This window comes from Taibaiella sp. KBW10 (assembly GCF_003852495.1).
GTDB lineage: Bacteria > Bacteroidota > Bacteroidia > Chitinophagales > Chitinophagaceae > Edaphocola.
The window spans coordinates 331,997-348,924 of record NZ_QAJI01000005.1 but is presented as its reverse complement, the minus strand read 5'-3'; the positions used below and the strand labels follow the sequence as shown (position 1 = coordinate 348,924).

The following is a 16,928-nucleotide window of genomic DNA, read 5'->3' as shown; positions in this document are numbered from 1 at the left end:
ATAAATAATAAAGGGTTGTGCTTTTGCACAACCCTTTATTATTTATAAGCAATGGTCTTCTAAAAACAACGATACTTTAATCCTAGAGTCGTCCAGGTACCGGGAAGCGGCACAACACCGGTCTCGATGTATTGTACGTTACTCATATTATTGACATCGGCATAAATAGTGAATCGGTTCTGAGTATAGGCCACGCGGGCATCCAGCAGGTTATAGCTACGCAGTTTATAACTACCCGATGTTTCCGGCGTATTCAATCTTTGCACATAACGATTTTTAACAGACAGGCTCAAGCCTTTACCGATCAAGGCTTCTAATCCGCTCACCCATTGGTGCTGCAGGCTATTGATTGCATATTTCGACTGTGTATTTCCCGAAAGGTCATCAATCACCGGGTTCAAATAGGTATATCCTGTTTGTATATTCAGCTTAAAAGAAGCCGCGATATCCCACAGATAGCGGGCTTGTACCCTCAGTCCTAAGGTGCTTACACTGGCGTAATTCTGCGGCTGCCAAGGCTGTAGCGTATCCGGTCTGGTCCAATCAATAAAATCGACTCCTTTTCTGTAAAATCCGGAAGCCTCCAGGCGCAAATTACCTTGTGTATATTTCGCTCCAAGCTCCGCAGTAGTGGCCCATTCCGGAGCAAGGTTTGCATTGCCGATATTACTGGGTCCTACATAATACAAATCGGTAAAAGTTGGTAACCGTTGTCCGGTTCCGACATTGGCATATATCCTTAAATCTGTGCTCGCCTGCCATCCAAGATCTACGCCCGGATACAATTTGAACCCGTACACAGAATTATAATTGGCAAAAGCGCCAATACTTGCATCAAATTTTTCAGAAAATACATAGCGATACTCTCCAAAAAGGCCATAGTTATCTCTTTTATTCTTTCCTAAGTTGCTGCTATTGATCTGCTCTCCGCGATAGTTTAAACCAATACCCAAAGTGCCTTTACCTAAGGCAATGCTGTTATTCAGGGAAAAGTCAACGGTATTGGTCTCATGGAGATTGCGGTATACCGCCGGTTTCTGGCGAATAAAAATATAATCATCTTTGGCATAGCGATAGTTCAGGATAGGGCTGATGGTCCAGATGGAAGACGCTTTTATCTTTCCGGAAATACTACCCATTGCGACCTGCACTTGTTCTGTCGCTTCCTTGTCGCGCGGAGCCGCATAAAATAGGTTGGCCCCGAAATCATTGTTTACGTAGCCACCCATTACATTAAAAACAGCATCTTTACTTGGTGCGTAAACACCATTGTACATCAGTTTCACATTTTGATAAGCGGTGTTATAGCGATATCCGTTACCCTTATCGATCCCTAAAGAGATCTGGTTACCGAATTCATGTCCACTGGCAAAAGAAGCGACTGCATTAGCCCCGTAATTGATATAGGTCTGCCGGGTACTGTCATCCTTCTGAAAGCTGGAGCCGGCATATACATTTGCCTCAATCCCTGTTTGCATGGGAGAAATGGTTACAATATTGATTACCCCCATCATCGCATTGACTCCATAAATACGGGCGGCGGCTCCTTTTAATATTTCAATACGCTGAATGGCCGACAGGCCTACCGGAATATTCATCATATTATGTCCGGTTTGAGGATCGCTCATTTTTACCCCATTTACCAAAACCAATACCTGATCAAATCCGCCACCATCAATGCCGATATCAGCTTGTGCACCATTGGGCCCGCGTTGGCGAACATCTACTCCGGCCACAAAGCTCAGGATTTCATTAATCGATTTTGCCGGCATGGTGGCCAGATCTTCTTTAGAGATCACGGTAACATTTCTGTTTTGTTGTGCAAAAGGGATGTCGATTCTATTGGAAAAGACACTTACATTATCTAATAGTGTAGTACTATCGGCCTGTGCAAAAGCAGATAGGCTTAACAGAGTACCTGACAGGACTGATAATAGATTTTTAGTCATAGATTTTGAAATTTCGTGCGCAAATGTAAGTGAATACTTCCCATTTCAAGCAAAAGTTGTGTCATAATTATATGTCCTAAAGCCAGATCGGTTCAGATCAGCCACTATCCTGAAACTGGAACTATTTACATTTTTCACACATTTATTAGTGTTCAAAAACGTACATTTGCAGCTATAAAAAGACATATATTTTATGCCCAATATCTCGAATCGTGGTGCCTTAATGCCACCTTCACCCATCAGGAAATTAACGCCCTATGCAGATGCTGCAAAAAAATCGGGTGCAACCGTTTATCATTTAAATATTGGTCAGCCCGATATTGAAACACCTGCAAGCATTTTAGATGCGGTCAAGCAAACGGATTTAAAAGTACTGGCTTATAGTCCAAGTGAGGGTTTTGAGAGCTACAGAGTGAAATTGGCCGAATATTATGTGCGCCAACAGTTAAATGTAACAAAAGAGGATATCATTATCACGACAGGAGGATCTGAGGCGATTTCATTTGCGATGATGTCTTGCCTGAATCCCGGCGATGAAATCATTATTCCGGAACCTTTTTATGCGAACTATAACGGATTTGCTGTAGCCGCCGGTGTTACGGTAGTTCCGATCGGATCTACGATAGAAGAAAACTTTGCTTTACCTTCTATTGAAGCTTTTGAAAAGGCGGTAACGCCAAAAACAAAGGCGATCATGATTTGTAATCCGAATAACCCCACCGGTTATTTGTATAGCAAAGAAGAGCTGATGGTGTTACGGGATATTTGTATCAAACATAATTTGTTCTTATTTAGCGATGAGGCATATCGTGAATTTTGCTATGACGGGCACAAACACTTTTCTGCATTGGCCTTAGATGGCCTGGAAAACCATGCTGTACTCTTAGACACGATTTCTAAACGTTATAGCGCTTGTGGCGCCCGTATCGGTGCTCTGGTTACGAAAAACAAAGAAGTATATGCATCGGTTTTAAGATTTGCTCAGGCACGTTTATCACCACCGACTTTTGAACAGATTTTGGGAGAAGCAGCTTGTGACCTGCCGACCAATTATTTTGATACGGTACTGAATGAGTATAAGTCCAGAAGGGATTTATTAGTACGCCGCCTGCAAGCAATGGATGGTGTGGTATGTCCTAATCCGGGAGGTGCTTTCTATGCCATGGCAAAACTGCCCCTTGAGGACAGTGAAGATTTCTGTGTGTGGTTGTTAGAATCATTCCGACACAATAACAGCACTGTAATGATGGCACCGGCCAGTGGTTTTTATGCCACTCCGGGTCTTGGTAAAAATGAAGTGCGTATGGCCTATGTATTAAACGAAGAAGCCATCAACAACGCCATGGATTGCCTTGAAGAAGCCTTGAAACAATATAAAAATTTAAAAAGATAAAAACGGCAAGGTCAATATTCTTCTGAATGTTGACCTTGTTTTTTTTCATGACTATGTTTAATAAGAATACCTGGATCGACTTTATTCACGATTTGCAAAATCGTATCTGTACGGCATTAGAAGCTTGTGACGGGTCGGCAACATTTGTAGAAGACTTGTGGGAAAGACCCGAAGGCGGGGGCGGAAAGACCCGCGTGATCAGTAACGGAGCCGTATTTGAGAAAGGCGGTGTCAACACCTCTATTGTACATGGAATGGTCAGTGATGTGATGCGCAAACAGTTGCAAATCGAAGGCCACTCCTGGTTTGCCTGCGGACTAAGCCTGGTGATCCATCCAAAAAATCCTTTTGTACCCACCACACATGCTAACTGGCGGTATTTTGAACTGTATGATGCAGCGGGCAATATTTGTGATTGCTGGTTTGGCGGCGGTGCAGACCTTACCCCATATTATTTAGACCGGGAGGATGCCATGCATTTTCATGGTACCCTCAAAAAAGCATTAGATCCTTTTGATAAGGCACTCTATCCTGTATTAAAAAAGCAATGCGATCATTATTTCAACAATACACATCGCGGTTTTGAAATGCGCGGAATCGGTGGGGTATTCTATGATCATGTAAAGCCAGATGTGGCTTTTCAGCAAGCACTTCCCGACACCAAATTGTCTCTGGACAGCTTATTTGCGTTCCAACAAGCAAATGGAAATTGTTTTACAGATGCTTATATTCCTATTGTCGAAAAACATAAGCATAAGCCCTACACTGCCGAAAATAAATATTGGCAGGAGATACGCCGTGGGAGATATGTGGAGTTTAATCTTATCCATGACAGGGGAACGATTTTCGGGCTTAAAACGAACGGACGCACCGAGAGTATTTTGATGAGCCTGCCCCCGACTGTTCGCTTCGATTATAATTATCAGCCCGCGGAAAACAGTCCGGAAGCTTTGTTGTTGGACGCTTGCCAATATCCTAAGGACTGGGCTTAGCGCCATAAATTTATTGTTTATTATAGAAATATTGCATCATGATTTTACAAAGAAGAAATAGGATCAACAGAAGCAGTGCTGCGATAAGAAGCATGCTTGCAGAAACCATATTAACGCCCAGCGACTTCATTTTACCTATTTTTATTGATGAGGGTAGCGATGTGGTATACGAAATCCCTTCTATGCCCGGTTATTTCCGCCGGTCTTTAGACAAAACCCTGGAAGAAGTAAAGGACGTATGGGCAATGGGTATTAAATCGGTACTGCTATTTATTAAATGTGATGATCGTGCCAAAGATAATACCGGTAAAGAAAGCTGGAACCCGGATGGCTTAATGCAAAGAGCCATTAAGGCCATCAAAGATGCAGTACCAGAAATGGTTGTGATGACTGATGTCGCTTTAGACCCTTATTCTATTTATGGCCATGATGGTATTGTTGATCCCGAAAAAGGCACCATATTAAATGATGCAACCGTATATGCACTGACCAGAATGAGCTTAAGCCATGCGGCCGCAGGTGCCGATTTTATTGCCCCCAGCGATATGATGGATGGCAGAATTGGGGCTTTCCGCAACGCACTGGAAGCAGATGGCTTTACCAATGTGGGGATTATGAGTTACACAGCAAAATATGCCAGTTGCTTTTACGGCCCCTTCCGCGATGCCTTGGATAGTGCGCCTGGTTTTGGCGATAAGAAAACATACCAGATGAATTATGCCAACAGAACAGAGGCTTTAAATGAATTGTATCACGACGAGGCCGAAGGAGCAGATATTGTTATGGTAAAGCCGGCCATGGCTTATCTTGACATTATCCGAGAGATTAAAAACAATACGACCCTGCCGGTATCGGCTTATCATGTGAGCGGAGAATATGCTATGATCAAAGCTGCCGCAGAAAAAGGGTGGATAGACGAGCCTAAAGCAATTATTGAAAGCCTAACGTCGATTAAACGCGCAGGCGCAGACCTGATCGCCACTTATTTTGCCAAAGATGCTGTAAGGCTTTTATAAGCATGAATAATACATTTAAACATAAAAGGANNTCCTTTTATGTTTAAATGTATTTGATCTCGAGTGATCTTATCTTACAGATTGAACTCTTTCTGATTTTTCAATTTTAATCACCTGAACCTGATTTGGCGCTTTTGCTTCTTTAACAGATTTTTCTTCTGCTACTTTTTTATCGCCTTTTTTGGCGCAACAACCACCTTTGCTATCTTTAGTACAGCTCTCTGTTTTAGCACCCTTTTCTTTCTTCTCTTTATTGGTACCTGCAAAAGACAGGGTACCTACTAATAACATCGCTCCTAATAATAATGATACTTTTTTCATGATTTTTATATTTATAACGTTTAATGTATGTAAACTATAGAACGTAAAGTTAAGGATTAGTTTAAAACGACACAACACATTAAAATAGATTAAAATGTTAAAAAACAAGCCGTTGCTGTACTACAGTTATGCTTCCGGCAGCAAGGAATTATTAAATCCCTCTGCCTTCAGGAGCTCATCAGTACAAAAGCTTTCATAAAGATCCTTTACCGATGCGAAACCGGTGGCCTCCGGATCTGGAGATAAGCGATTACGATTGTACCGCTTGAAGCAATAAAAGAATAATGATATCAAATCATGGTGTCTGTGCTTTAAATAGTAGATGCGGTGCGCCTTTGCCTGTGCAAACAAAGCGATAATCCTGTGACTGATTATCGATATATAAAACACAAACACGGATTATATAGGCCTAAAAAACATATAAAGAATCCTAAAAGTACAGCCACTTCTTTACAGGGAAAAGATTATTAACTACCTTTGTATGCGCTATGTACTATTTTCTATTAAATGCATAGCAATATAGAAGTATATGAATCTTTCTCAGTTATATAAAAAAGCCCTTGATTTAGCATTTTTGACCGTAGAAGAGGGTGTGTTTTTGTTTGAAAATGCTCCTTTGACAGAACTGGCTTTTGTAGCCAATGAAATCAGGAAAAAGCAGGTACCTCATGGTAAAGTAACCTGGATTATAGACCGTAACATGAACACGACTAATGTCTGTACGGCAAACTGCAAATTCTGTAATTTTTACCGTATTCCGGGACATACCGAAGGCTATATCTCTACTATAGAAACCTATAAAGAGAAGATAGAAGAAACGTTTAAATACGGTGGCGAACAATTATTGTTACAAGGCGGCCACCACCCCGATCTGGGTCTGGATTATTATGTAGGTCTTTTCCGGGAGCTGAAAGCACTTTACCCGAATTTAAAATTACATACCCTCGGTCCGCCGGAGGTAGCCCATATCTGTAAAGTTTCGGGCGTAAGCCATCTGGAAGCCCTGACTGCTTTAAAAGAAGCCGGTATGGATAGTATGCCTGGCCCGGGAGCAGAAATTCTTGATGACCGGGTGCGCCGTCTGATCTCGAAAGGTAAATGTAGTGCACAGGAATGGCTGGATATTATGGAAGTAGCCCATCAGGTAGGCCTGACCACGTCGGCGACGATGATGTTTGGTCATATTGAGACCATACAGGAACGCTTTGAACACCTTGTGAAACTAAGAACCGTACAAGCTAAAAAACCGGATGATGCCAAAGGCTTCGTTGCCTTTATCCCTTGGACCTTCCAAGATGTAGATACTTTATTAAAGAAAATACGCAGGGCTAAGAACGATACGACTGCAGAAGAATATATCCGCATGATTGCCATGAGCCGGATCATGCTGCCTAACGTAAAAAACATACAGGCTAGCTGGTTGACGGTAGGTAAAAAAGTAGCCCAATTGTGTTTACATGCCGGAGCAAATGACTTTGGGTCTATCATGATTGAGGAAAATGTAGTGAGTGCTGCCGGAGCACCGCACCGCTTTACCGCAAATGGGATCCAAGAGGCCATCAAAGCCGCAGGATTTGAGCCCCAATTGCGTAATCAGCAATATGAATTCAGGGCAACACCGGAGATGGTGGAACAAGTGATTACTTATTAAACACCGTAAAGAATGCCTTTATACCGCAGCTGGCAAACAAGCCATGCACATATTGCGATTTGGGAAATTACCGAAACGGAAGATTTTTTTGCGGCAAGCCTAGGCTTCGGCTCTGATAAAAAACACCCCAAAAGGCGACTGGAACATTTGTCCGGTCGCTTTTTGCTGCAATACCTGGTTCCTGGTTTTCCTTTTGATAAAATACAGATCAGCCCTTTAGGGAAGCCGCAACTGGCCGATCAATCCCTTCATTTCTCTATTTCGCATTCTTATCCTTATGCCGCTGTGATCGTCAGCAGGCAGCAGGAGGTCGGTATTGATATTCAGGTGTACCAGGATAAAATACTACGACTACAATCCAAATTTTTATCCGCAGCCGAACAGCTTATCTGTGCTAATGATATGCAACGAATCACGCTGACCTGGTGCGCGAAAGAAGCGCTTTTTAAATATTATGGCCTGGGTGCCGTAGATTTTAAAGAGGATATGCCTATGGGTAGCCTGCAGCGCACTACTCCCGAAGATGCCCTTATTGACATGCGTTTAGAAAAAACCCGGGAAACCTGTCAACTGTCGGGTTTAATACAAGAAAAATTCGCCCTATCTTATATTTAATATTAAATAATATTAATATTTTCAACAAATTTGGAGATATTTTTATCTTTTTATGAAAAATATTTATAATTTTGCTCATCATTCGAAAGAATAAACATAAAAAAGCAATCTTTTCATAACATTAAATATTTTTAAAATGTCTGCACACCGTTTTGCCTCTATTGATGAAGTGCACATGCACAACGACAAGAAGATTTTGGACTATGCCGGTAAAAAAATTACCGACTTCTTTGGTTCCAATGTATTTACCGGCGTAAAAGTTCGCGAATACTTAAGCGACGAAGCCTACAAAAGCCTACAGGCTTCTGTAAAAGCCGGCAATAAGATAGACCGCAAGATGGCAGAGCAAATTGCCTCGGGCATTAAAGCCTGGGCCATGAAGCAGGGGGTAACACACTTCTCTCACTGGTTTCAACCCTTAACCGGTACGACTGCAGAAAAACATGATTCTTTCTTTACTTTAAAGGCCGATGGTACCCCATTGGAAACCTTCGACGGAGATGCTTTGGTACAACAAGAACCCGACGCCTCCAGCTTTCCTAACGGCGGTATTCGTGCCACTTTTGAAGCACGTGGTTATACCGCATGGGATCCGGCTTCTCCTCCCTTTATTATGGAAACCGCACAAGGTAAAACCTTATGTATTCCAACGATATTTATTGCCTATAGCGGAGAGTCTTTAGATTATAAAGCACCTCTGCTAAAATCTATCGCTGTGTTAGACAAGGCAGCAGTAGATGTATGTCATTATTTCGACAAGAATGTATCTAAAGTAACCGCTACTTTAGGATGGGAACAAGAGTATTTTGTAATTGATGAAGCATTAGCAGACGCCCGTCCGGATCTGGTACAATGTGGCAGAACATTGATCGGTCATGCTCCGGCAAAAGGACAACAATTGGAAGATCACTATTTTGGTGCCATCCCGGAACGCGTATTTGCCTTTATGCAGGATTTCGAACAGGAGTCTTATAAATTAGGCATTCCCTTGCGTACCCGCCACAATGAGGTAGCTCCGGCACAATTTGAATGTGCGCCAATATTTGAAGAAGTAAATATCGCAGTGGATCATAACTCTTTATTGATGGATGTGATGAACCGTGTAGCAAAACGTCATAAGTTAAAAGTATTATTTCATGAAAAACCATTTGCCGGTGTAAACGGTAGTGGTAAACATAATAACTGGAGCTTAGCTACGGATACGGGTATTAACCTGCTTGCCCCGGGCAAAACACCAAGAACCAATTTATTATTCCTGACCTTCTTTGTTAATGTCATCAAAGCGGTACACGACTATGCAGATCTATTACGCGCAGCGATTGCATCAGAAGGCAACGATTATCGCTTAGGTGCCAATGAAGCACCACCGGCAATCATTTCTGTATTTATCGGAGAATACCTGACGAAGGTATTGAATGAAGTTAAGGAGCGCGTATCGGGTAAATTCACGGAACAAGATGAAGTCATCCTGAAACTGGATATCCATAAGCACATTCCGGAATTGTTGATGGATAATACGGATCGTAACCGTACCAGCCCATTTGCCTTTACCGGTAATAAATTTGAATTCAGAGCAGTAGGCTCTTCTGCCAACTGTGCTTCGTCTATGAGTACTTTGAATACGATCATGGCCAAAACCCTGATTGAATTTAAAAAAGAAGTAGATGCAAAAATCGCCGAAGGAGAGAAAAAGGAAATTGCAATCTTACAAATCTTAAGACAATACATTAAAGACAGCGGCAACATTCTATTTGAAGGAGATAACTACAGCGAAGAGTGGGCCAATGAAGCCAAAAAACGTGGCTTGAATAACTTCAAAACGACTCCTGAAGCTTTAGACATCCTGGGTAAGCAAGAAACAATTAAAATGTTTACCGAAATGGGCATCTACAGCGAAAGAGAGTTGGCTGCCCGTCATGAAATCGTACTGGAAGAATATGTAAAGCGTGTACAGATTGAAGCACGTGTATTGGGTTACTTAACGACCAATCATATTTTACCGGTTGCGGTAGAATATCAAAATAGCCTGATCACAAACGTAAAAGGCTTGAAAGATCTCGGTTTAAAAGAAGAGCATTATGCGGCACAATTAAACCTGATCAAAGTAATTAGCGGACACATTCAGGAGATCAACAATAATGTGGAAGCAATGATCGAAGAGCGCAAAAAAGCGAATAAACTCAATGATATGCACCAAAAAGCATTTGATTACTGTACGAAAATCAAAGCGCGTTTTGATAAAATACGCTACCATGTAGATAAACTGGAATTATTGGTAGATGATAAAATGTGGCCTATGCCAAAATACAGAGAGCTGTTATTCTTAAGATAATGCTTGTTCAATATTGACAAATGCCGCCTGTATCGTTACAGGCGGCATTTTATTTTTTATAACAACTCATACAAGGGTACACCATTATCTTTGCGCGGAACAAAACAAAACATACATGAAACGGCTCCTTCTAATCTTATGTACGATACTCTCCGGATTTAGCCTATGGGCAAATGAAAGTAAACTAGGTGCCTGGTATAATTATTTTGGTAACCAGGCAATCAATAAAAACTGGAACTGGCATAATGAAATCCAATACCGTAATTTCAATCTGGGCGGAGATCTTGATCAACTCCTGATCAGGACCGGGATTGGCTATAACCTTACACCGAACAATAATAATATCCTACTGGGTTACGGCTTTATCTATAACAATCCTTATGTAAAAGGTTCTGATGAAAAATATAGCTTTTCGGAACACCGTATTTTTCAGCAATATATCACAAAGCAACAGTTTGGAAGGGTATACCTGCAGCATCGTTACCGTGTTGAGGAACGTTTCTTACAAGACGATTTTAAGATCCGTTTCCGTTACCACTTTTCGGTAAATATTCCGATAAATAAAAAAGCAATGGGACCAAAAGCACTCTACGTTTCCGCTTATAATGAACTTTTTATCAATGGGCAAAAAAGCATTTACGACCGCAACCGGCTTTACGGAGCGCTCGGCTATTGCCTGAGCAAAGAACTAAAATTTGAAGTCGGTTTTATGCGTCAGGTAACGGAGCAAAAAGGTACGAACCAAATGCAGCTTGCCTTTTACAATAACCTTCCGTTTAAAAGAGATTCCTGATAATCAAAGCGGTGCTGACCATGTGGTCAGCACCGCTTTGATTTACGACGTCAGTGTTTATCCCTGCATAAATTCATCTTTGCCTATGCGGTACCAGTGATGTGGTGTGCCATCCAGGTCAAATGTTTCGATAAAACGCAAACCCGATTTCTTCAATACCTTATCGGAGCCGGTATTTTCACAATCTGCAATAGCATACACAACCCTTGCATTCAGGGTGTCAAAAGCATAAGACAAGCAGGCCTTCGCCGCTTCCGTAGCAATTCCCTTGCCCCAATATTCTTTCCGAAGCCGGTAGCCAAGATCATAGTAATCAATATGTTTATTGGTTTCTTCTTTCACCAGTTTTAATCCCGCCCAACCGATAAAGTCATTTGTATGCTTGTCGATCACCGCCCAGCGACCAATCCCGTTATCCAGATATTGCTTCCGGATAAATTCAATGGCCGCTCCCGCCGCTTCTTTAGTGGTTGTGGGTTTATTCCCAAGGTACCGGTGTACTTCAGGATCACTATCCAAAGCAAAAAGCCCCTCAATATCCGTTGGCAGCAATGTTCTTAATATTAATCTTTCCGTAGTGGCAAATATGTTCATCTCTTTATGTTTAAATAGGGGAATGCTTATCGTTTAGCAACAAAAAAATCTTTCATCAGGCTGATACACTCATCTGCCAGGACACCATAGCTGATCTGCGTTTTAGGATGGAAGCCGTGCTTTTCGCCAATCACCTGCTTATACCCATTCTTTACATCTCCTCCTCCATAAACTACGCGACCCATTTTAGACCAGTACAAGGCACCACAGCACATTAAGCAAGGTTCTATGGTCACATATATGGTAGCATCTGTGAGGTATTTGGCGCCCACCTCGTTAAATGCTGAAGTAAGGGCAATCATTTCCGCATGTGCCGTGCAATCATTTAGTTGTTCGGTCTGGTTATGCCCCCGGCTAATGATCCGGTCGTTCCAGACGACCACCGCCCCTATGGGGATTTCGCCTAATTCATACGCCCTTCTCGCCTCTTTTAAAGCCTGCTGCATAAAATGTTCATCTGTCATGATCCTCTTAATTATGTTTGTTGATATTGTTTTTTAATGTGATTACGATGCTGCTTGCCCCAATCCCTCAACATGTGTATGACGGCATCCAGGGTTTTGGCATGACGGGTCAGCTGATAAGAGATCATAACAGGATAAGTGTCCAAGACCTGACGCTTAATCAGGTAGTGTTGTTCCAGATCCTTCAGTTCTTTATTCAGCACCTTTGGGGTGATCCCTGGAATGCTTCTTTCTATTTCCGTAAACCGCTGGTTGCCGGCGGCAATGGCAATAATCACCTGTAGCTTCCATTTCCCGCTAATTACGTCTAGGGCATCCCTTACCGGCAGTAAGGTATCTGCACATTCCGAACACTGTATTTTAGGCATATCAAATTATGTTAATGCACTTTCTAAAAGGAAAGTACTATACTTTGGAAAGTAAAAGTAAGTATTTTTGTAGTAAATTAAGCGCAACAAATGAAATTATCCTTAATCGATTTATCGGCCGTTCCTTTGAATGGCGACCGGCATCAGGCTGTACTCAATACTATTGATACCGCACAAAAGGCAGAAGAATGGGGATTTGAAAGAATATGGCTGGCCGAGCATCACGCATCCGGCGGTATTATTGGCAGGGCTCCGGAGGTATTGATTCCGATGGTAGCCGCAAAAACCAATCGTATAAAAGTCGGATCCGGCTCCGTATTACTGAATCATTACAGCCCCTATAAAGTAGCAGAGAATTTCAGCTTATTGGCAGAAATGTTTCCCGGAAGAATAGATATGGGCATTGGCCGCGCTACAAATGGCCTGTATGTAGATATCGCCTTACAGCGCAACCGTAATGAACGGCCACATACCAGCGATTCGGAAGCACAATTATCCGAATTAATGGCCTGGATGCATGGAGACTTTGAGGCCAATCATCCATTTGGCACCATACCCTTTAGCAGGGCATACCAACCCGATTTCTGGCTTTTAGGTTCCAGTGCATGGAGTGCCCAAGCTGCAGCCTATCTCGGTTTACCTTATGCATTTGCTGGCTTTATCAATCCGCAACAATCGTATTCGATTACACAACTTTATAAAGAGCAATTTCAACCCTCAGAAAAAAGCCTCGGTGTGCTGAAACCAAAACTCATTTTATCGTTATGGGTGTTTTGTGCCGAGACTGAAGAGGAGGCTGCACGTATGGCCGCACCGATTACCCTGTCTATGCAAAGATTGATGCAGGGAGATACCACACAATTGTTGGAAAGTGAAGAACGGGCGATTGAGCTTCTGGGAGGTGTTCCCGCCATAGAGCCTTTAGAAGATCCAAAGTTCCCCCCGCGCTACCTGATCGGCACACCGGACAAACTGGAAAAATGGCTGCGGGCAATTGCCGAGGTTTACGAAACAGAAGAGATCATGATTCAATGTGGCACCCCACACCATGATAAGCGTATGCGCTCGCATCAGCTATTGGCCAAACAATTTGGGCTGTATTAAAATAAGGCAATTATATAGTAGTTTAACCTAAAATTACGCGCATCAATGGCACATCTTAAGCAGGTGTGCCATTTTTAGTTGATGTTTAGAAAGATTTAACTATCCTAAAAGCAAGTAGGTAAATCATCCAAAAGTACTAATATCTACTAGGCATGTTTGCAAGATTTGACGTCTGAAAACGCACATCACTCCGAAAACAAAGCAAAGAAACCACTCACCCTAAGGGTGTTTGTTCAGTTTGCTTAGGGTACCTTTAGGTATTGGCAACACCCAACAACATATTGAAATTCAGCACTTAGACTCAGGTGTCCGAGTATTTCTCGAATAATGAGAAGTGCGTAGAGTTTCCTAAAGATATACGTTGGGGAGGTAATGTTACATGCATCTATTGTAATTGCTTAAAGGTTTATACATTGAACGGCAAAAACAAGCGTTTCAAATGCGCTGATTGTAAAAAGCAATTCTCTGTAATCAAGGGGACTATATTTGAAAATAGCCCAATCCCTCTTTCTACATGGTTTTGTGTTATCTATTCAGTAATTACCAAGACAAAAAGTATTAGTTCTGTTCAATTAGCATCTGATATTGAGGTTACACAGTCGACTGCATGGTTTATGCTGCATGGAATCAGATACATGCTTATGGAAAATGCAATCAAGAACAAATTAAATGCCGTTGTACAGTGTGACGAAACCTACGTCGGCGGAAAAAACAAAAATCGTCATTGGAATAAAAAGGTTTTTAATAGCCAAGGGCGTAGCTTTAAGGACAAAACACCTGTATTTGGTATTTATCAGCAAGCTGAATATGACATAATAGAAAGACCGCATAAATTAATTCCCAATAAAACGGTTAGAGAGAAAGTTATCACTCAGCACCCAATATTGATTTGTAAAGTAGTGCCCGATACGAAAGCAAAGACTTTAAAGCCATTAATATTCAGGACTGTCGAAATTGAATCAACAATTGTAACAGATGAATATAAAGTATATCGAATGCTTGATGATTGGTATGATCATAAATCAGTAAATCACAAACAACATCGTCATGCTACAGATGGCGATTCTAGTAATGGAGTAGAGAATGCATGGTCGCAATTTAAACGTACAATATTTGGTACGTTTCATAATGTGAGTAGAAAGTACTTAGAAAGATACACTAATGAATTTCAGTTCGGATTTAATGGGAGACATCTTAAAAAGGGAGAACTGTTTAAAAGTGCGTTCGAGAATGTGAACAGAAGACTTACTTTGAAAGAGTTAATCAATAAAGGGAATTATGAGGAATTTAAGATCGCTTGCTAAGGGAGAAAAAAGAAACTGAAAAGTTTAAAAATAAACCAACCATTATTAATAAAAGGGAGTCTATGGTATAGAGATGGATCGTGATATGAGTTTGGCCACATTATACGTAACTTAAAAAAGTAATATTCAAAAATTGATTATCTAATTTAGATGACAATTTATAATTAATTGAAAATCAGTAATTTTTAGATTTTTAAAAACGGAAACCAGATAGACTTAACATATATTTGTACATAAATACAACAAAGGAAGTAAAAAGAAATTAAAAAGGATTGTAAAATAAAACATAAATTTGCAATAATGAAGCTTAAATTCATAGAAGCGGACACAATATCCCATAAAGCAAAAGCTACAATACATCAAACAGGAAAATTGGGCTTTTCTACAGATGCTGTGCCATATTTAGATATAACTGAGAATAAATCTATCAGATTTGCAATAAATGAAGATGATCCGAACGATGACAACTTGTATGGTGTAATAATCACCGAGGATGCAGGTTCTGCTTTCAAAATCTATAAAGCAGGTGATTATTTCTACGTCAATACAAAAGGTTTATTTGATAGTTTAGGTATAGAGTATAAGCAAAAACGTATTATATATGATATAATAAAGATTAAGATCGAAAATGATGAGATAATTAAATTTATTAAACGAGAAATTATTAAAAAAGAAAAGGAGTCAGAAGACTTAGAACAACAATAAAAAACCGATTAATGATTGGTCCCATTAATCGGTTTAAGGATAAGAAATTTTTTAAGTTCGAGCTTTAAAATTCAGCGGGTTAGTCACCCTAGCTGCTATCCTTGCATCTTTTATATTACAAAGTTACTATGGAAAATTGAAATTAGCAACTACCGATATATAATAGACCCGACAATGTCGTTTATCCTGTCGAAATATTTAAGTGATAAACAGCAGTACTCTAAATATAAGAAGTATGAAGAATAATATTTTATTTTCCCAACATTTCAAGATTCAATCAGATAGTATTGAATTCTTTGACATTCCACTATTAAAGGATAAAAGAGCATTTATATGTCCTTTCTTAATTGCAAACAATAGAGATGTAAAACTGATTAATGAAGTTTACAATAGAATTACACAGTTTCTGACTAAATTAAACAGAGATTATGTAGTGACTGGTGATAGAATTAACGGTTTAAATTTCTTATCGCATTTACATGAAGCAAACGAATACCATTTGGGGTATTCGGGATCAAATAAGGGTAAAGCAGTGTCTAATTTTAGAGCTGCCACGATATACGACGCATTGCAAAACAACAAATTTGCGGTAAAGGGTATATCTATTACAAATGAGGCTCATAATGTTTTACTCTTAGTAAAAGGCATAGGCCAAGATATTATGTCAGATATATTGGCCAATGTGTGTAGAGACATATTTGCGGATTATACTAAGCAAGTATGTGATAAATACTCTGTTTCCACATACTCTTTTAAGATAGAGTATTTCGATGCATCAACAAATAAATGGCAGACTAAAGAATGCTCCCTTCCTATGTTTAACGGTAAGAAGATTATTCTGCTACCGAGAAAGTTAGCTTGTAGTGGCCGTGCATATCACTCGTTATATAATTGGTTTATTGCATCTAACTATATTGCAAGAGATCTCTTGAACTTTAAATTGAATGAAAGTTTAGAAAGTGGTTTGTTACATAAGTTGGAAGATGGCACAATTAGAGCCGTGGTTAAAAAGATCAATGGCACGTATAGAAAGCCTAAACAGGAATTGATTGATTTTGTTATAAGGTACAATGGATCAATAGATAGATTCCTTAATTATTCAAAAGACAATTATTTTGAAGCGTCCTAAATGTTTCATCTAATTATTAAAGGTACAGATTGCTCTGTACCTTTTTTTATTAATTGTACCTTAACTTAATAAAGATCTTACTAATAAGGAGTTTATTAAATTGGAAATTGCATGTTAATAGGGCTTACATGATGTAAGCCCTATCACTTAAACTACTTAGAATAATTTCCATAATTCACAGTAAATAATCCGGTCCTT

Annotated in this window: 16 protein-coding genes; 11 read left to right on the top strand and 5 right to left on the bottom strand. The window is 40.3% G+C overall.

All coding sequences use genetic code 11. The annotated features are described in order from the left end of the window. Nucleotides 1-59: 59 nt before the first annotated feature. Nucleotides 60-1,949: a TonB-dependent siderophore receptor gene (locus DBR32_RS11990; protein WP_124636577.1), complete on the bottom strand. Its 1,890-nt coding sequence runs from the start codon at nt 1,947-1,949 to the stop codon at nt 60-62. Between the two features lie 193 nt (nt 1,950-2,142). Here DBR32_RS11990 and DBR32_RS11985 point away from each other — a divergent pair, with 193 nt between their 5' ends. Genes DBR32_RS11985 through hemB form a run of 3 tightly spaced genes read left to right on the top strand, consistent with a single transcriptional unit; the run spans nt 2,143 to nt 5,350 of the window. Beyond that, nucleotides 2,143-3,342: a pyridoxal phosphate-dependent aminotransferase gene (locus DBR32_RS11985; protein WP_124636576.1), complete on the top strand. Its 1,200-nt coding sequence runs from the start codon at nt 2,143-2,145 to the stop codon at nt 3,340-3,342. 26 nt (nt 3,343-3,368) lie between these two features. Next, a complete protein-coding gene (gene hemF / locus DBR32_RS11980) occupies nt 3,369-4,334 on the top strand; it encodes an oxygen-dependent coproporphyrinogen oxidase (RefSeq protein WP_233559729.1) in 966 nt (321 codons plus the stop codon). A 38-nt stretch (nt 4,335-4,372) separates the two neighbouring features. After that, on the top strand, nt 4,373-5,350 hold the full coding sequence (gene hemB, locus DBR32_RS11975; RefSeq protein ID WP_124636574.1) for a porphobilinogen synthase: 978 nt from the start codon (nt 4,373-4,375) through the stop codon (nt 5,348-5,350). Between the two features lie 69 nt (nt 5,351-5,419). Here hemB and DBR32_RS11970 read toward each other — a convergent pair whose 3' ends face one another. Then, complete coding sequence (locus DBR32_RS11970) at nt 5,420-5,671, bottom strand: hypothetical protein (RefSeq protein WP_124636573.1); 252 nt, start codon at nt 5,669-5,671, stop codon at nt 5,420-5,422. A 529-nt stretch (nt 5,672-6,200) separates the two neighbouring features. Here DBR32_RS11970 and mqnC point away from each other — a divergent pair. The 4 genes from mqnC to DBR32_RS11950 all read left to right on the top strand — a co-directional run bounded on the left by mqnC (nt 6,201) and on the right by DBR32_RS11950 (nt 11,062). Then, on the top strand, nt 6,201-7,322 hold the full coding sequence (gene mqnC, locus DBR32_RS11965; protein ID WP_124636572.1) for a cyclic dehypoxanthinyl futalosine synthase: 1,122 nt from the start codon (nt 6,201-6,203) through the stop codon (nt 7,320-7,322). 12 nt (nt 7,323-7,334) lie between these two features. Then, a complete protein-coding gene (locus DBR32_RS11960; RefSeq protein WP_124636571.1) occupies nt 7,335-7,937 on the top strand; it encodes a 4'-phosphopantetheinyl transferase superfamily protein in 603 nt (200 codons plus the stop codon). Between the two features lie 136 nt (nt 7,938-8,073). Further along, nucleotides 8,074-10,269, top strand: coding sequence for a glutamine synthetase III (locus tag DBR32_RS11955; RefSeq protein ID WP_124636570.1), 2,196 nt, complete (start codon nt 8,074-8,076; stop codon nt 10,267-10,269). A gap of 115 nt (nt 10,270-10,384) precedes the next feature. Then, nucleotides 10,385-11,062, top strand: coding sequence for a DUF2490 domain-containing protein (locus DBR32_RS11950; RefSeq protein WP_124636569.1), 678 nt, complete (start codon nt 10,385-10,387; stop codon nt 11,060-11,062). Nucleotides 11,063-11,119: 57 nt separating this feature from the next. Here the strand turns inward: DBR32_RS11950 and DBR32_RS11945 are convergent, their stop codons facing one another. Genes DBR32_RS11945 through DBR32_RS11935 form a run of 3 tightly spaced genes read right to left on the bottom strand, consistent with a single transcriptional unit; the run spans nt 11,120 to nt 12,488 of the window. Beyond that, on the bottom strand, nt 11,120-11,656 hold the full coding sequence (locus DBR32_RS11945; protein WP_124636568.1) for a GNAT family N-acetyltransferase: 537 nt from the start codon (nt 11,654-11,656) through the stop codon (nt 11,120-11,122). 26 nt (nt 11,657-11,682) lie between these two features. Next, complete coding sequence (locus DBR32_RS11940; RefSeq protein WP_124636567.1) at nt 11,683-12,120, bottom strand: nucleoside deaminase; 438 nt, start codon at nt 12,118-12,120, stop codon at nt 11,683-11,685. Nucleotides 12,121-12,131: 11 nt separating this feature from the next. Then, a complete protein-coding gene (locus DBR32_RS11935) occupies nt 12,132-12,488 on the bottom strand; it encodes a helix-turn-helix domain-containing protein (protein ID WP_124636566.1) in 357 nt (118 codons plus the stop codon). Between the two features lie 90 nt (nt 12,489-12,578). On the opposite strand from DBR32_RS11935, the gene DBR32_RS11930 reads away from it, so the two are divergent. From DBR32_RS11930 to DBR32_RS11915, 4 genes are all read left to right on the top strand, one after another. Continuing rightward, complete coding sequence (locus DBR32_RS11930) at nt 12,579-13,592, top strand: MsnO8 family LLM class oxidoreductase (protein ID WP_124636565.1); 1,014 nt, start codon at nt 12,579-12,581, stop codon at nt 13,590-13,592. Nucleotides 13,593-13,897: 305 nt separating this feature from the next. Further along, nucleotides 13,898-14,896 (top strand): IS1595 family transposase, encoded by a 999-nt coding sequence (locus DBR32_RS11925; RefSeq protein ID WP_124636564.1) that lies wholly within the window; start codon nt 13,898-13,900, stop codon nt 14,894-14,896. Nucleotides 14,897-15,196: 300 nt separating this feature from the next. Beyond that, entirely contained in the window at nt 15,197-15,601 is a 405-nt protein-coding gene (locus tag DBR32_RS11920) for a hypothetical protein (protein WP_124636563.1), read from the top strand. A gap of 235 nt (nt 15,602-15,836) precedes the next feature. Beyond that, nucleotides 15,837-16,730 (top strand): hypothetical protein, encoded by an 894-nt coding sequence (locus DBR32_RS11915; RefSeq protein WP_124636562.1) that lies wholly within the window; start codon nt 15,837-15,839, stop codon nt 16,728-16,730. Nucleotides 16,731-16,928: the final 198 nt, after the last annotated feature.

Excerpts from the sequence above, each read along its gene's own strand:
- DBR32_RS11990 (WP_124636577.1), bottom strand. The coding sequence starts at position 1,949 with ATGACTAAAAATCTATTATCAGTCCTGTCAGGTACTCTGTTAAGCCTA.
- DBR32_RS11985 (WP_124636576.1), top strand. The coding sequence starts at position 2,143 with ATGCCCAATATCTCGAATCGTGGTGCCTTAATGCCACCTTCACCCATC.
- hemF (WP_233559729.1), top strand. The coding sequence starts at position 3,369 with ATGTTGACCTTGTTTTTTTTCATGACTATGTTTAATAAGAATACCTGG.
- hemB (WP_124636574.1), top strand. The coding sequence starts at position 4,373 with ATGATTTTACAAAGAAGAAATAGGATCAACAGAAGCAGTGCTGCGATA.
- DBR32_RS11970 (WP_124636573.1), bottom strand. The coding sequence starts at position 5,671 with ATGAAAAAAGTATCATTATTATTAGGAGCGATGTTATTAGTAGGTACC.
- mqnC (WP_124636572.1), top strand. The coding sequence starts at position 6,201 with ATGAATCTTTCTCAGTTATATAAAAAAGCCCTTGATTTAGCATTTTTG.
- DBR32_RS11960 (WP_124636571.1), top strand. The coding sequence starts at position 7,335 with ATGCCTTTATACCGCAGCTGGCAAACAAGCCATGCACATATTGCGATT.
- DBR32_RS11955 (WP_124636570.1), top strand. The coding sequence starts at position 8,074 with ATGTCTGCACACCGTTTTGCCTCTATTGATGAAGTGCACATGCACAAC.
- DBR32_RS11950 (WP_124636569.1), top strand. The coding sequence starts at position 10,385 with ATGAAACGGCTCCTTCTAATCTTATGTACGATACTCTCCGGATTTAGC.
- DBR32_RS11945 (WP_124636568.1), bottom strand. The coding sequence starts at position 11,656 with ATGAACATATTTGCCACTACGGAAAGATTAATATTAAGAACATTGCTG.
- DBR32_RS11940 (WP_124636567.1), bottom strand. The coding sequence starts at position 12,120 with ATGACAGATGAACATTTTATGCAGCAGGCTTTAAAAGAGGCGAGAAGG.
- DBR32_RS11935 (WP_124636566.1), bottom strand. The coding sequence starts at position 12,488 with ATGCCTAAAATACAGTGTTCGGAATGTGCAGATACCTTACTGCCGGTA.
- DBR32_RS11930 (WP_124636565.1), top strand. The coding sequence starts at position 12,579 with ATGAAATTATCCTTAATCGATTTATCGGCCGTTCCTTTGAATGGCGAC.
- DBR32_RS11920 (WP_124636563.1), top strand. The coding sequence starts at position 15,197 with ATGAAGCTTAAATTCATAGAAGCGGACACAATATCCCATAAAGCAAAA.
- DBR32_RS11915 (WP_124636562.1), top strand. The coding sequence starts at position 15,837 with ATGAAGAATAATATTTTATTTTCCCAACATTTCAAGATTCAATCAGAT.